Source organism: Arthrobacter globiformis (genome assembly GCF_030817195.1).
Classification (GTDB): Bacteria; Actinomycetota; Actinomycetes; order Actinomycetales; family Micrococcaceae; genus Arthrobacter; species Arthrobacter globiformis_D.
Map to the genome: position 1 here is coordinate 3782874 of NZ_JAUSYZ010000001.1, position 15014 is coordinate 3797887.

General features: G+C 66.5%; 13 protein-coding genes and 1 pseudogene. 6 read left to right on the forward strand and 8 right to left on the reverse strand.

Features of this window, described 5'->3' with window-relative positions; translation table 11 throughout:
• Nucleotides 1-38: 38 nt before the first annotated feature.
• Nucleotides 39-353 (forward strand): protealysin inhibitor emfourin, encoded by a 315-nt coding sequence (locus QF036_RS17235; protein WP_307103807.1) that lies wholly within the window; start codon nt 39-41, stop codon nt 351-353.
• On the opposite strand, the gene QF036_RS17240 is transcribed toward QF036_RS17235, so the two are convergent.
• Nucleotides 354-1322, reverse strand: coding sequence for a GlxA family transcriptional regulator (locus QF036_RS17240; protein WP_307103809.1), 969 nt, complete (start codon nt 1320-1322; stop codon nt 354-356).
• Nucleotides 1323-1403: 81 nt separating this feature from the next.
• Between QF036_RS17240 and QF036_RS17245 the strand changes: the two genes are divergently transcribed.
• The 3 genes from QF036_RS17245 to QF036_RS17255 all read left to right on the forward strand — a co-directional run bounded on the left by QF036_RS17245 (nt 1404) and on the right by QF036_RS17255 (nt 7339).
• A complete protein-coding gene (locus tag QF036_RS17245) occupies nt 1404-1571 on the forward strand; it encodes a hypothetical protein (RefSeq protein ID WP_307103811.1) in 168 nt (55 codons plus the stop codon).
• A gap of 71 nt (nt 1572-1642) precedes the next feature.
• On the forward strand, nt 1643-5617 hold the full coding sequence (hrpA, locus tag QF036_RS17250) for an ATP-dependent RNA helicase HrpA (RefSeq protein ID WP_307103812.1): 3975 nt from the start codon (nt 1643-1645) through the stop codon (nt 5615-5617).
• A gap of 165 nt (nt 5618-5782) precedes the next feature.
• Nucleotides 5783-7339: an HNH endonuclease gene (locus QF036_RS17255; protein ID WP_307103814.1), complete on the forward strand. Its 1557-nt coding sequence runs from the start codon at nt 5783-5785 to the stop codon at nt 7337-7339.
• Between the two features lie 65 nt (nt 7340-7404).
• Here QF036_RS17255 and QF036_RS17260 read toward each other — a convergent pair whose 3' ends face one another.
• The 3 genes from QF036_RS17260 to QF036_RS17270 form a co-directional block, all read right to left on the reverse strand.
• Nucleotides 7405-7833 carry an HIT family protein gene (locus QF036_RS17260; RefSeq protein WP_003804824.1) on the reverse strand — a complete coding sequence of 143 codons (429 nt, stop codon included), beginning with the start codon at nt 7831-7833 and terminating at the stop codon, nt 7405-7407.
• On the reverse strand, nt 7830-8984 hold the full coding sequence (locus QF036_RS17265) for an NAD(P)-dependent alcohol dehydrogenase (RefSeq protein ID WP_307103816.1): 1155 nt from the start codon (nt 8982-8984) through the stop codon (nt 7830-7832). Before QF036_RS17265 ends, QF036_RS17260 begins: the two co-directional genes overlap by 4 nt.
• Before the next feature lie 123 nt (nt 8985-9107).
• Nucleotides 9108-9950, reverse strand: coding sequence for a sulfurtransferase (locus tag QF036_RS17270; RefSeq protein WP_307103818.1), 843 nt, complete (start codon nt 9948-9950; stop codon nt 9108-9110).
• A gap of 78 nt (nt 9951-10028) precedes the next feature.
• Here QF036_RS17270 and QF036_RS17275 point away from each other — a divergent pair, with 78 nt between their 5' ends.
• Complete coding sequence (locus QF036_RS17275; RefSeq protein ID WP_307103819.1) at nt 10029-11111, forward strand: PLP-dependent cysteine synthase family protein; 1083 nt, start codon at nt 10029-10031, stop codon at nt 11109-11111.
• Here the strand turns inward: QF036_RS17275 and QF036_RS17280 are convergent.
• Nucleotides 11108-11765: pseudogene (locus QF036_RS17280) on the reverse strand (MBL fold metallo-hydrolase). The gene QF036_RS17275 and the pseudogene QF036_RS17280 overlap by 4 nt on opposite strands.
• A gap of 94 nt (nt 11766-11859) precedes the next feature.
• Between QF036_RS17280 and QF036_RS17285 the strand changes: the two are divergent.
• Nucleotides 11860-12324, forward strand: coding sequence for a Fur family transcriptional regulator (locus tag QF036_RS17285; RefSeq protein WP_307103821.1), 465 nt, complete (start codon nt 11860-11862; stop codon nt 12322-12324).
• An 18-nt stretch (nt 12325-12342) separates the two neighbouring features.
• On the opposite strand, the gene QF036_RS17290 is transcribed toward QF036_RS17285, so the two are convergent.
• Genes QF036_RS17290 through QF036_RS17300 form a run of 3 tightly spaced genes read right to left on the reverse strand, consistent with a single transcriptional unit; the run spans nt 12343 to nt 15001 of the window.
• Nucleotides 12343-13218, reverse strand: a complete 876-nt coding sequence (locus QF036_RS17290; RefSeq protein WP_003804834.1) for a metal ABC transporter permease — start codon at nt 13216-13218, stop codon at nt 12343-12345.
• A complete protein-coding gene (locus QF036_RS17295) occupies nt 13218-14033 on the reverse strand; it encodes a metal ABC transporter ATP-binding protein (protein ID WP_307103824.1) in 816 nt (271 codons plus the stop codon). Before QF036_RS17295 ends, QF036_RS17290 begins: the two co-directional genes overlap by 1 nt.
• Nucleotides 14030-15001, reverse strand: a complete 972-nt coding sequence (locus QF036_RS17300) for a metal ABC transporter solute-binding protein, Zn/Mn family (protein WP_307103826.1) — start codon at nt 14999-15001, stop codon at nt 14030-14032. Before QF036_RS17300 ends, QF036_RS17295 begins: the two co-directional genes overlap by 4 nt.
• Nucleotides 15002-15014 lie beyond the last annotated feature (13 nt).

A 15014-nucleotide genomic window follows, 5' to 3' on the forward strand; every position in this document is an offset into this window, starting at 1 on the left:
CCGCTTCCCGGCAGTCGCGGAACCCCGGGAACGGCGCCATGAAAATCACAGTCGAGCGCAGCGGCGGGATAGCCGCACTCACCCGCGTCTGGACGGTACAGGCCGTCACGACCAGTGAAAAGAGCCGCTGGCAGCCCCTCGTCGAAGCGTGCCCATGGGACGCCGTCGACGACCCCCGGCAGGCGCCGGACGGGCAGCCGGACCGCTTCATGTACTCCATCCGCGCCGGCCAACGCCGCGCCACTCTCCCGGAAACGGCAGTCACCGGTCCTTGGCGCGTGCTCGTGGAGTCGACCCGGACTGCCGCTGAGGAATCGCGGCCCGGCAGCGGCAAATCCGGTTTTCGACGCTAGCTAGCCTGCCGGGACCATCTGGCCGCGGAAGGTCCGGCGGTAGGACTGCGGACTCGTGTCCAGCACCTTGGCGAAGTGGTGCCGGAGCAGCACGGGGTGGCCGAATCCTGACTGCCGCGCCACCTCGTCGATATTCAGCTCCGTGGATTCCAGAAGCTCCTGGGCGCGCAGGACGCGCTGGGAATTGAGCCACGCAGCCGGGGTGGCTCCTGTTTCAGCACGGAACCGCCGGGCAAAGGTGCGCGGGGACATGTGCACGCGCGCGGCCAGTTCGTGGACGGGATGTTCCTCGTCCAGGTTCTCCACCATCCACCGGAGGAGTTCCTCCATGGGCTGGGAGCCGCACTCGGGCATCGGCCGGTCGATGAACTGGGCCTGGCCGCCGTCGCGGTGCGGCGGGACCACCATATCCCTGGCGATGGCGGCCGCCACGGCCGCCCCGAATTCGATCCGCACCAGATGCAGGCAGGCGTCAATGCCCGCCGCCGTCCCGGCGCTGGTGATGATCCTGCTGTCCTCGACATAAAGGACGTTCTCGTCCACCAGGACCTTGGGGTACTGGGCGGCGAGCTCTCCCGAGTAGTGCCAGTGCGTTGTGCACCGGCGTCCATCCAGGAGCCCTGCCCGCGCCAGTGCAAACGCGCCGGAGCAGATCGACATCACCCAGGCGCCGCGGTTGTGCGCCGCCCGGAGGGCATCGAGGACGGATTCCGGGACGTCTTCGTCCCTGCCATAGGGCGTCATGATCACCAGGTCGGCATCGGCGGCGGCTTCCAGGCCGAGGCCGACATTCATGGTGAGGCCGGACTTCAGCGGAACGTCTCCCGGCACCGGAGTGCACACCCGGAAGTCGAACTGCGGCACGCCTGTTCCCCGGTCCGAACGGTCGATGCCAAACACCTCAAAAGCGGTACCGAACTCAAAGATCGAGAAGTTGGGAACCACAATGACTGCCACTGTTTTGAGCATGTTTCCAGTATGGCAGAAATTTGTACTTTTTAGGCATTTCTGCCACTTCTTTCGGGGCTTCCCCAGGAGAACCATGGAGACATGGAAATCTTCGGAATCGCCCTCCTTGTTCTGGTCCTCGTTGCAGCTGCCGCTACGGTCGGCGCCATTCTGCGGGATGGCCGCGGCCACACCCCTCCCGAGCACTCGGCGCGTGACTGGTCCGCGCTGGACCTGCCCAGCAGCAACTACACCATGCGCATCTTCTAGCAAACCGTCCATCCAACCAAGGACCCGGCGCACGCCGGGTCCTTTTACGCGGCAGTAGACTTGTGGGAGCCATGACTTTTCACATCTCCTACCCCGCCGAGCTGCCGGTCTCCGAGCGCCGCGAGGACCTGATGGCCGCGATTGCCGCCAACCAGGTGACGATCATTGCCGGCGAGACCGGCTCCGGAAAGACCACCCAGATCCCGAAGATGTGCCTGGAGCTGGGCCTGGGTGAGAACGGACTGATCGGCCACACCCAGCCGCGGCGCCTCGCAGCCCGCACGGTGGCCGAGCGCATTGCCTCCGAGCTCGGCGTCGACATCGGGCAGGAAGTGGGCTTCCAGGTCCGCTTCACCGGCGAGGTGAGCAAGTCCACCAAGGTCAAACTGATGACCGACGGCATCCTGCTGGCCGAAATCCAGCGCGACAAGCTGCTCCGCAAATACAACGCGATCATCATCGATGAGGCCCACGAACGCAGCCTGAACATCGACTTCATCCTCGGCTACCTCAAGCGGATCCTGCCGCAGCGGCCGGACCTGAAGGTGATCATCACCTCCGCCACCATCGACCCCGAACGCTTTGCAAAGCACTTCGGCTCGGACGAGGAACCGTCACCCATCGTTGAGGTGTCCGGACGGACCTTCCCGGTGGAGATCCGCTACCGGCCCCTCTCCCAGCCGGCCGGCGGCCCGTCCACCGGTGATGACGAGGACAACTCCTCCGACGATGAACTCGAGGAGGACCGCGACCCGCTGGACGCGGTCTGCGATGCCGTCGACGAGCTCGCCCTTGAAGCGCCGGGCGACATCCTCATCTTCTTCTCCGGCGAGCGGGAAATCCGCGACGCCGGGGACGCCCTGCAGGCCAGGATCCAGTCCAACCGGCGGCTGGCCGGCACCGAGGTCCTGCCGCTGTTCGCGCGGCTGAGCCTTCAGGAACAGCACCGGGTGTTCAATCCGGGCGGCAAGCGGCGGATCGTGCTGGCCACCAACGTGGCCGAGACCTCCCTTACCGTGCCGGGCATCAAGTACGTCATCGACACCGGCACCGCCCGTATCTCGCGCTATTCGCACCGCACCAAGGTGCAGCGGCTGCCCATCGAGCGGGTATCCCAGGCGTCTGCCAACCAGCGTTCCGGACGCTGTGGCCGCGTGTCGGACGGCATCGCCATCCGGCTGTATTCCGAGGAGGACTTCGAGTCCCGGCCGCTCTACACGGACCCGGAAATCCTGCGCACCAACCTGGCTGCGGTCATCCTGCAGATGACCGCCATGGGCGTCGCACGGGGGCCCAAGGACATCGAAAACTTCCCGTTCGTGGAGCCGCCGGACTCCCGGGCCATCAACGACGGCGTGACCCTCCTTCGGGAGCTCGGCGCCCTGCCGGCGCCGCAGGCCGCCACTGGCTCGTCCCAGGCGGCCAATGCCGAAAGCGGCAGGAATGCGGGCCGCAACGGCGGCGGCGGCCTGACCGCCGTCGGACAGAAACTTGCCCAGCTTCCCGTGGACCCGCGGCTCGGCCGCATGATTGTGGAGGCCGGCAAGCGCGGCTGCGTCCGTGAAGTCATGATCCTGGCGGCTGCCCTCACCATTCAGGACCCCCGCGAGCGTCCAACGGACAAGCAGCAGCTGGCGGCGGAGAAGCACGCCCGCTTCCGCGACGAGAATTCCGACTTCACCGGCTACCTGAACCTCTGGAACTACATCCACGAGAAGCAGCAGGAGCTGTCCTCCACCCAGTTCCGCCGCCTGTGCCGCAACGAGTTCATCAACTACCTGCGCGTCCGCGAGTGGCAGGACCTCTTCACGCAGCTACGGCAGCTGGCCCGGCCGCTGGGCATCAGCCTGGACAACAAGCGCCAGGCAGACGCCGTCGGCAACCACGAGGGCATCCACATCAGCCTGCTCTCCGGCCTGCTGAGCCACATCGGCATCCTCGATGAACGCAAGCGGGAATACGCGGGCGCCAGGGGAACACGATTTGCCATCTTCCCGGGCTCGGCACTGTTCAAGAAGTCGCCCACGTTTGTCATGGCAGCAGAACTCGTGGAGACCAGCCGGCTGTGGGCACGGGTGGCCTCCAAGTTCGAGCCGTCGTGGGCCGAGCAGGTGGCGCCGCACCTGATCAAGCGCAGCTACAGCGAACCCCACTGGTCCACCAAGATGGGCGCGGTGATGGCTTATGAAAAGGTCACACTGTACGGCGTACCCATCATCGCGCAGCGCCGGATCAACTTCGGCAGGGTCGATCCCGTCCTGGCCCGCGAGCTGTTCATCCGGCATGCGCTGGTCCAGGGCGAATGGAAGACGCACCACAACTTCTTCCACCGCAACCGGGCCCTGCTGCAGGAAGTGGAAGAACTCGAGGCACGGATGCGCCGCCGGGACCTGCTGGTGGACGACGAGACGCTCTTCGAGTTTTATGACGCGCGCGTCGGCAAGGACGTCGTCTCCGAACGGCACTTCGACAAGTGGTGGAAGGACGCCCGGCAGCAGGATCCGGCGCTGCTGGACTTCGATGAGGCCCTGCTTCTGAGCGAGGACGCCGACGCGCTGGACGAGTCCGCCTACCCGAAGACGTGGCTGCACAAGGGCTTCGAACTGCCCCTGAGCTATGAATTCCATCCGGTGGCACCCGGCTCGACACCCAACCCGTCCGACGGCGTCACCGCGGAAGTTCCGGTGCTCTTCCTGAACCAGCTCGAAGACGCACCCTTCCGCTGGCTGATCCCAGGCCAGCGCGTGGAACTCGTCACGGCGCTGATCAAGTCGCTGCCGAAGCAGGTCCGCAAGAGCTTCGTGCCGGCCCCGGACGTCGCCCGGCAGGCCGTGGCGGCGCTGGAAGCGGACTTCGACCCGGCCGAGGACGAGCTGGAGAGCTCGCTGGAGCTTGTCCTGCGCCGGCTCAAGGGCCAGATCGTCCCGCCCGGATCCTGGAACTGGGAAGCGGTTCCGCCGCACCTGCGGGTGAGCTTCAAGGTGGTGGACAGCCGGGGCAAGGTCCTGGACGAGGGCAAGGACCTGGAAGCCCTGCAGGAGCGGCTCGCGCCGGCCACCCGCCGGGCCATCGCGGAGTCGCTGGGCGCCACCCCCGCCACTGCCGGTCCGCGGTCGTCGAAGAAGAGCCAGCAGCAGGCTGCCCCTCAGGACGGCCGGCCACAGGCACAGGCCGGGTTCACGGAACAGTCCGGCCTGACCGAGTGGCGGTTCGGCACCATTCAGCGCCAAGCCAGCGTCACCGTCAAGGGTCACACCGTCACCGGTTTTCCCGCGCTGGTGGACGAAGGAAAATCTGTTGGCTTGCGCATCTTCCAGACGGCGTCGGAGCAGCAGGAATCCATGCGGGGCGGTGTCATCCGGCTCCTCGCCCTTCGCGTGCCCGCACCGGACCGCTATGTCCTCGAACACCTGAACAACACCGAGAAGCTGACGTTCAGCCAGAACCCTCACGGGTCCGTGTCTGCCCTGATCGCCGACTGCGTCCTGGCGGCGGTGGACAAGCTCACTCCGGCTGAGCTCCCGTGGGACCAGGCAGCGTTCGATGCCCTGTACGAACATGTCCGGGCGGAGCTGATCGACACCGTCTTCAGCGTCACGGCCATCGTGGAGCGCATCCTCGCCAGCACCCGCCGGATCGAAAAGCAGCTCAGGGGCACCACGAGCCTGGCGCTCATCAGCGCGCTCAACGATGTCCGCAGCCAGCTTGAACAGCTGGTCTTCCCCGGCTTTGTGGCCCGGACGGGCTATGCCCAGCTGAGCCAGCTCCCCCGCTACCTCGCTGCCATTGAAAAACGCCTGGAGAAGCTGCCCGGCAACGTGCAGCGCGATGCGCTCAACATGGCGGCGGTCCAGGAGCTGGAGGATGATTACGACGACGCCGTGTCGGCTTTGCTGCCCGGCCGCCGGGCAGGTGCCGAGCTGACGCAGGTCCGCTGGATGATCGAAGAGCTCAGGGTGAGCCTGTTCGCCGTCGAACTCGGAACGGCCTATTCGGTGTCCGAGAAGCGGATCCGGACGGCGCTGAACAAGGTGCTCGCGGCGTAGCCTCCCCCAACTAAGTAGCATTTCAGGGCGTTCTCAGGGCTGGGAAGGCCCTGACCTGCTACCCAGTTTTCGTTCTGTGGCGGAGCTCAAAAACTTTCTGGATCCCGCCCTCATCCGGTGCCCGATCCGCCCTAAATTGTCAGTCCCCCTTGGCAGACTGTACCCATGGAAGGCATCAGGAATTCGGCACTGCCAGCAGCGGCGCCGCACGGCGGCGTTCTGCAGGCTGCCGCAGTTCCTGACCGGTTTCCCTACGACGACGACCCCAACTTCGTGGACCCCGACGACGTTCTTCCGGAGGACCCCTTCCCCGAGACCCTGATTGCTGACGCTGAGTTCCCGGAGGACCCATTTCCCGAGGCCCTCTATGCGGACGTTCTGTTCGCCGACGGCGCAGCCACCAACGCAGCCACCGGCACTGACGGGCGCGGGCCCCGTACGCCGCGGCCGGCTTTGCCGGACCGGGTCGCGGCGGCAACCGCCCTTCTGCGGGCCGATCTCAGCGCCGACAGTGCCGGGCTGATCGACCAGACGCACGCCTACGAGAACATCAAAAACATGCTTGCCGGGCAACAGGCGAGGCTTGCCGTGACCTTCGAGGCCCGGCACAGCCAGGAGCACGCCCACCGGGTGACACTGACCGCCGAGGATCTGGGCAAAGACCGCAGCAATGACCGGGGCCCGGGCGCGGCCGAGCAGATCGCCCTCGCCCGCGGCGAGTCCCCAAACCGCGGCGCCCGGCTGTTCAGCACAGCCAAGGCCCTGGTGCAGATGCCCCGCACCCTGGCCGCCCTGGACACCGGACAGCTCAACGAAGAACGCGCCATGCACATCGTGAAAGAGACCGCCTGCCTGAGTCCCGCCGACCGGTCCGCCGTCGACGAGGAACTCGCCGCCGACACCGGAACCTTCACCGGCGCCGGGACCCGCACCGTCATCGCCGCGGCCCGGGCCGCCGCCACCCGCAGGGGCCCCAGCTCCGTCGCCCAGCGCGCCAGCCACGCCGCGTCCGAGCGGACCGTGAGCCTGCGCCCGGCCCCGGACACCATGACGTACCTGACCGCGCTGCTGCCCGTCCAGCAGGGCGTCGCGGTCTGGGCAGCACTGTCCCGGCAGGCCGATGCCCTCCACGGCGCCGGGGACCCGCGCTCCCGCGACCAGATCAAAGCCGACACCCTCGTCGAATGCACCACCGGCACCCACGCCGGCATCACCGGCATCGAGATCAACCTCGTCATGACCGACCGCACCCTCCTCCAGGGCGACACCGAACCCGCCCGGATCCCCGGCTACGGCACCGTCCCCGGCGCTTGGGCACGCAACCTCCTCACCCACGGACCGGGAGAAGGAGGCGAGGAGCTCAAGACCTGGATCCGGCGGCTCTACACCGCCCCAGGAACCGGCGACCTCGTAGAAATGGAATCACGGCGGCGGCTTTTCCCGGCACCGCTGCGCCGCTTCATCCAGATCCGCGACGACACCTGCCGCACCCCCTACTGCGACGCCCGCATCCGCCACCACGACCACATCATCCCCTGGCACGACGGCGGAACCACCACCTTGGCCAACGGCGCCGGCCTGTGCGAACCATGCAACCACACCAAAGAACTCCCCGGCTGGAAAGCCCAACCCAGACCGGGACCGAGGCACACCATCGAAATCACCACACCCACCGGCCACAGCTACCGATCCACGGCACCACCGCTACCAGGGAGCGGTTAGCGGGCACCGATAGTCGTGGAATCAGTCAGTCTGGAACGGGCGCGAATTGCCGATGTGGATTCCTCCTAAGCCTCCGGCACGAACTCCCCGTAGCCGGCGTCGCGCAGGCCTGCCCGCAGCTTTTCGGCGTTGGCGTCCAGCCGCGCTGGGTCCGGGTTGTGTTCGGCGGTGGCGAAATTGAATTCCGCCATGCTGTTGGAAGGCCACACATGCACGTGCATGTGGTTGATCTCGTAACCAGCCACGATGAGTCCTGCCCGGGCAGCCCCGAACGTGTCCACCTGCACCGCGCCGATGCGACGCGCCACTTCCATGACCCTGGCCAGGGTCTCAGGTGAGGCATCCGTCCAGCGGTCCACTTCCTCAGTCGGAACCACCAGCGTGTGCCCGTCAGCCAGCGGGCCCATGGTCAGGAACGCGGAGACGTCCGGCTCGCGCCAGACAAACCGGCCAGGGATCTCCCCGTTGAGAATCTTGGTGAACAGCGTGCTCATGCGTCAGCCCTTTCCGACGGTTCCTGCAGCGTGGATGTATCCAGGACAAAACGGTACTTCACATCACCGGCGACCATCCGGTCATAGGCGTCGTTAAGTTGCTCGGCACCAACCAGTTCGATGTCCGAGACGACCCCGTGCTCGGCGCAGAAGTCGAGCATCTCCTGCGTCTCGGCGATACCTCCGATCAGGGAACCCGCATAGGAAATCCGCCTTCTGATCAGTGCCCCGGGGTTGACCGGCGGCATGGCTTCGGAGGGCAGCCCCAGCTGGAACAGGGCCCCGTCACGGCGCAGGGTCCGGAAAAACGGGTTGAGGTCGTGCGGTGCTGCCACCGTATCGATGATGACGTCGATGCTCCGGTTCTCAGCGGCCATGGCTTCCTCGTCCCGGGAAAGGACTACTTCGTCAGCGCCCAGTTCCAGCGCCGCCGATACTTTGGATTCAGAAGTAGTGAAGACCTTCACCTGGGCGCCCATCGCTTTGGCCAGTTTGACGGCCATGTGGCCCAGGCCGCCCAGGCCCACGACGCCGACCACGTGGCCTTCCCGGACACCGAAGTGTCGCAGCGGCGAGAAGGTGGTGATGCCCGCGCAGAGCAGCGGGGCAGCCGCCGCGGGATCCAGGTTTTCGGGCACCCGCAGGACGTACCGCCGGTCCACCACCACGGATGCTGCGTAACCGCCCTGGGTGACGGCATCCCCGTTCCGGGCGTCCTTGGCACCGTACGTCCCGGTCAGGCCACGTTCACAGTACTGCTCCAGCCCTTCGAGGCAACTCTCGCATTCACGGCAGGAGTCCACCATGCAGCCCACGCCCACGCGGTCTCCCGGCTGAAAGTCCTTCACATCCGAACCGACGCGGTTAACCCTGCCCACAATCTCGTGGCCCGGTACGAGCGGGTAGTTCTGGGTGCCCCACTCACCCCGGGTGGCGTGAACGTCCGAGTGGCAAAGACCGCAGAAGTCGATCGCAATTTCGACGTCGTCGGCTTTGGGCGCGCGGCGGGCAACGGTCAGGCCAACCAGGCCGCTCGTGGCGGACGACGCGCCGCGGGCGGCGGCAAGGCGCCCTTCGAGGGGTCCGACGGCGGTTTCTTCCAGCGGGATCCGCAGGTTCAGCGGCGGGGGTACGGGGCGTCCAGGAGTCATATGGCGACGCTACCGCGGCTCCCCGGCGACTTCCAATTGCCGGTGCACTGCGTATGGCGTCCCACCGCTGATTGGGCTTGTCGAAATCAAGCCGGGTTTCGACAAGCTCAACCACCCCGGGGATCATTCTCCTGGATGGGCACCCGTGGCCACCGGGCGGGAGGCGTCGTTGGACCATTGGGAGAAGGAGCCGGGGAATAGAGCGGCGCTGAATCCGGCGATCTCCAGGGCCGCTATCTCGTGGGAGGCTGTCACGCCGCTGCCGCAGTAGACGGCGGTGGGCGTCGCTGCGTCGACCCCAAGGCTTGCAAAGCGTTCCCGCAGCTTCTCTGCCGGCAGGAAGCGGCCGTCGTCGTCAAGGTTTCCGGCGGTGGGGGCGCTAACGGCGCCGGGAATGTGGCCGGGCCGGGGGTCCACCGGTTCGACTTCCCCGCGGTACCGTTCTGCGGCGCGTGCATCCAGCAGCACGCCTCCGTCGGCCCAGTCTGCGGCGCCGTCGGCGTCGGTCACCGGCATGCCGCCGCCCGCAAGCGTCACGTCTCCGGCGTCCGGCTGCACTTCGCCGCCCTCCACGGGCAGCCCTGCCCTGCGCCAGGCGGCAAGGCCGCCGTCGAGCAGGTAAACAGTGCGCACGCCGGCATTCCGGAGCATCCACCACAGCCGGGCGGCGGAGGTGTTGCCGGCATCGTCATAGGCGACCACGACGTCGCCGTCGCAGATTCCCCAGGACCGGGCCGCTTCCTGGAATCGGGCCGGCGAAGGCAACGGGTGGCGCCCGCGGCCCGGATCTGCGGGCTCCGCCAGCTGGGTGGGCAGGTCGACGTACACTGCGCCCGGTATGTGCTCTTCCCGGTAGTGGCTGTGGCCCTTCGGATCCCCTAGCGCCCAGCGGACGTCCAGCACCACGGTCCGCTGACCGGCCGCCATCCGGGCGTTCAGCCCCGCCACGTCAATGAGAGTGTCCATCTGTCCAACTCTAGCCCCGGCTGCCCCCGCCGGTAGGCTGATCCAGTGAGCAGGCGATTCAGTGAACGGGAAGCTTAAGTGAACAGGGCAGGGACGCGGGGCCGGGCATGGGCGGATGAGGCTGTCCGCAAGATCAATGCGGAAAACAACCGCTCGGCAGACACCCACCTGTATTCGGTGCCGCTGCCTGAACACTGGGGCGTCCAGCTGTACCTCAAGGATGAATCCACGCACCGCTCCGGAAGCCTGAAACACCGGCTGGCCCGTTCCCTCTTCCTGTTCGGGCTGGTGAACGGATGGATCCAGGAGGGCACCACCATCGTGGAGGCCTCCAGCGGCAGCACCGCCGTTTCCGAGGCCTACTTCGCGCAACTCCTGGGCCTGCCGTTCATCGCCGTGATGACCCGCACCACCAGCCAGGAAAAGATCGCCCTGATCGAACAGTTCGGCGGCGCCTGCCTCCTGGTGGATCATGCCTCAGAGGTGTACGCGGCAGCCGCCGAGGTTGCCGCCACGAGCGGCGGCCACTACATGGACCAGTTCACCTACGCCGAACGCGCCACGGACTGGCGCGGCAACAACAACATTGCCGAGTCCATCTTTGAGCAACTGGCGCTGGAGGAGCACCCGGTCCCCCATTGGATTGTGGTGGGAGCCGGCACAGGCGGAACCAGCGCCACGATCGGCCGCTACCTCCGCTACCACCGCCACGCCACCTCCCTGGCGGTGGTCGATCCGGAGAATTCCGCCTTCTATCCCGGGTGGCGGAGCGGTGCTGCGGACTTTAGCACCGGCATGCCGTCCCGGATTGAAGGGATCGGCCGGCCCCGCATGGAGCCAAGCTTCGTCCCCTCGGTCATCGACCACATGATCCAGGTTCCCGACGCCGCCTCGGTCGCAGCCATGCGGCACCTGCACACGCTGGCGGGGCTGCACGCCGGGCCCTCAACGGGCACCAACCTCTGGGGCGTCTGGCAGCTCGTGGCACGGATGGTGGCACACGGGGAACGCGGCAGCGTGGTGTCCCTGATGTGCGACGGCGGTGACCGGTACGCCGGCAGCCACTACAGTCCTGCGTGGCTGGCGGCCCAGGGACTGGATCCGCAGCCACACGAGGACACACTGAAGGCATTCTTCGACACGGGTGTCTGGCGGCCCTAGACCTCCACGGATTCGCGGGCGGACAGATGGGTGTATTCGGTGCCGTACCTGGCCCCGATCCGCTTGACATGGCCCTCCACCAGGCCGAGGCCGGTGTCGTTCAACAGCCCGTCGTGAATGGCGAATGCCCGCTCTGCGCGGACGCCGATCACGAAGTCCACCACCTCGCTGACCTTGTTCCACGGGGCATGGATAGGGACCAGAAGCGTTCGCACGCTGACGCCGTCCGGGATGATGAATGAGTCGCCCGGGTGGTACACGTTCTCATCCACGAGGTAGCCGATGTTGGCGACCACCGGAATCTGGGGGTGAATCAGCGCGTGCTGGCCGCCGAAGCTGCGGATCGCGAAGCCTGCGGCGTCAAAGGCCGTCCCCGACTCCACGGCCTGCACCCGGTCAGCGGCGTCCGGCGCTTCCTTGCGCACGTTCTGCGCCACGCCCTCCGGCGCGAAGAGCTCTAGCCCTCCGTTATCACCAAGGGCAGCGGCCACGGCCGGGACATCGATGTGGTCGGCGTGCTCATGCGTGATGAGGACGGCGTGTACACCCTCCAGGCGCCTCGGCGGTTTCGGAGAAGGTCCCCGGATCCAGGACCAGCACCCGGCCGTCCTTTTCGAGCCGGACACAGGCATGCGTGTATTTTGTCAGCTTCATGAAGCCAGCCTAGGGACGGGCCCGGGCAGTGTCCACGCGGCTCGACTGGTAACGTTAAAGCTTGCCATCACCCGAAAGAAAAGCGAGTTTATCCATGCCACAACGCGCCAGCGCTGACGGCAGACCACAGGCACCTTCGACGGCGGCCGGCGGGAAAGAGCAGCGCGTCACCAAGCAGCGGATCGCTGTCAGCGCCGCCCTGGACGAACTCAATGACTTCGTGAGCACCCAGGAGCTGTACCGGATACTCCAGAACAAGGGTGTATCGGTTTCCCTGGCCACCGCCTACCGGATCCTGCAGTCACTGGCCGATGAGGAACTCGTGGACGTGCTGCGCAACGGTGACGGCGAGGCCGTCTACCGGCGCTGCGCGGTGACGGTGCACCACCACCATCTCCTGTGCCGCAACTGCGGCAAGGCCGTTGAAGTGGAGGCCCCCGCCGTCGAGACCTGGGCCGCGCGGACCGCGCAGGAGCACGGCTTCACGGAAGTGGCCCACACGGTGGAGATCTACGGCCTCTGCCCCGACTGCTCCGCACGCAAGGCCGCAGCGCAGTAGGCGCCACTCCCAGCCTGTTTAGGCGGTCCGCATAACCCGCCCGTTGAGGCCGCGCTTGGCGCGGATGCTGCCGATGACCCTGCAAACGACATAGATCAGGAACGACAACGTGGTGACGTAGGGGCTGATGGGGATGCGGCCCCCGAGAGCAAGCAGTATTCCCCCCACCGTCGCCGAAACAGCGAACACCACGCTCAGCAGCACCACGAGGCGCGGCGAGGAGGTCACCCGCAGGGCCGCAGCCGCGGGCGTGATCAGCAGGGCAAGAACCAGCAGAGCGCCCACGATCTGGATTGACAGCGCAACGCTGACGCCGAGGAGCACCATGAAAACCAGGGCGAGCGACCGCACGGGAACACCGCGCGCCTCGGCCAGTTCGGGATCGACGCTGGCGAAGCTCAGCGGGCGCCAAATGACGCACAGCGCCGCCATGACGGCCACCGCGGTCCCCGCCAGGACCTGAAGCTGGACGGTGTCCACCGACACAATCTGCCCCGTGAGAAGTCCGAACTTGTTGGCGGCCCTGCCCTCGTAGAGCGACAGGAAGAGAATCCCGAGCCCCAGGCCAAAGGGCATGATCACGCCGATGATGGAGTTCTTGTCCCGCGCCCGCACACCCATGAGCCCGAGCAGCAGCGCAGCCGCCACGGACCCCACCAGGGAGCCGAACACCACATCGGTGCCGATCAGGAGCGCGAAGGCGGCGCCGGCGAACGACAGCTCGGAAATTCCGTGGACGGCAAACGCCAGGTCACGCTTCATCACGAAGGTCCCCACGAGGCCGCCGAGGAGTCCAAGCACCGCCCCGGCCCACAGCGAGTTCTGCACCAGCAGCAGCAATTCGCCATAGTTCTCAAAGTTGAACACCGATTGCAGGATCGATTCCAGATCCATCAGGAACCCTCCCCGGCAGTGGCGTGCGCGTCGTCATGGTGGTGCGTGGTTGCGTCGGGAAGGCCGACGACGACGATCCGGCCGTTGGCATGGATCACTTCCACGTTGCTGTCGTAAAGGTCGGAAAGGACCTCTGTGGTCATGACCTCGTGCGGCGTTCCCACGCTGAACCTGCCGCCGGCCAGGTACAGGATCCGGTCCACGTAGTCGATGATCGGATTGATTTCGTGGGTCACGAACACCACGGCGCTCTTCCGGTCATGGCACTGCTTGTTGATGAGGGCGCTGACAGCCTGCTGGTGGTGCAGGTCCAGCGACAGGAGCGGCTCGTCGCACAGCAGCACTTTCGGGTCGGTGGCAAGTGCCTGAGCCACCCGCAGGCGCTGCTGCTCACCGCCGGACAGCTGTCCGACGGGCACCTTTGCGTAGTCGCTGGCCCCGACGAGCTCCAGCAGTTCGTCAATCCTGCGGTTGGCCTTGGCGCTGCCGAGCCGGATGCCCCAGCGATGCCCGTCGACGCCGAGCCCCACCAGGTCGCGGGCGCGCATGGGCGTGTCGGGGAGGAAGGGCTTCTGCTGCGGAATGTAGCCGATCATATGGCTGCCCCGCTCCACGGGGTAACCGCCGAGATTAGCATGGCCGGAATGCAGCTCCTGCAGCCCCAGCAGGACTTTGAGGAAGCTGGTCTTGCCGCTGCCGTTGGGCCCCAGCACCGCGAAGAACTCCCCCGGGTTGATGTCCAGGTTCAGGTCTTCCCACAGGGCACGCCGGCCGAACTTCAGCGACGCCTGCTTCAGGCTGATGACTGGGTTCAACGCTGGCTCTTCAGCGCGCTGCTGACGTTGTCCACGTTGTCCGCCATCCATTCCAGGTAGGTTTTGCCGTCGGGAAGCGTTTCGGTGAAGTTCACCACCGGCGTGCCCGCGGCACTGGCCGCGTTTTTCACGGCCAGTGTCTGCGGGCCTTCCGTCTGCTCGTTGTAGGCGAGGAAACTCGTGTCCTTTGAGGCGACCGTCGCGGTGGCCGCCTTCAGGACTGCAGGCGGAACGTCGGCGCCTTCCTCGACGGCGGCCGTGTACTCGGCGGGGGTGCGGTTCTCCAGTCCGGCTGCTTCGAGCAGGTAGAGCGGAACCGGTTCGGTCACGGCGACGCCGGCGCCGCCATGTGAGGTCTTCATTGCGGAAATCTTACTCTCCAGCTTCGTGAGCCCGGCCTTGAACGCATCGGCGTTGGCGGTGAACTGGCTGGCGGACGCGGAGTCGAGGGCGCTGAGCCTGGCTGCCACGGCATCGGCAAGGTGCGACATGGCATCAAAGTTGTACCAGACGTGTTCGTTGAAGTCGCCGTGGTCATGGGAATGCCCGTCCTCCGCGTGGGCGGAGGCGGTGCCCGCCGCCTCCGGGGCCAGTCCGGACACTTCCACGGCGCTGATGATGTTCTCGTGGGGCACGTTGCCGTCGTCCGCCAGGGTGTGGATGAAGTCGTCGTAGCCGCCCCCGTTTTCCAGCACCAACTTGGCCTTGGACACCGTCAGCCGGTCCTGGGCGTTGGCTTCGTAGGAGTGCGGATCCTGGCTTGGACGGGAGATGATGGCCGCGACGTTGACCTTGTCCCCGCCGATCGCCTCAACAATGTCCCCGTAGACGTTTGTCGACGTGACCACGGCGATGCGGTCCTTGGCGTCTCTGCCTGGAGTCTCAGCCGCCGGCGAACCACAGCCGGTGAGGAGCAGGCCGAAGCCGGCCAGGGCGGCGGTAAAGGAAATGCGGGCGTTGACAGGCACGGAGAAACCTCGG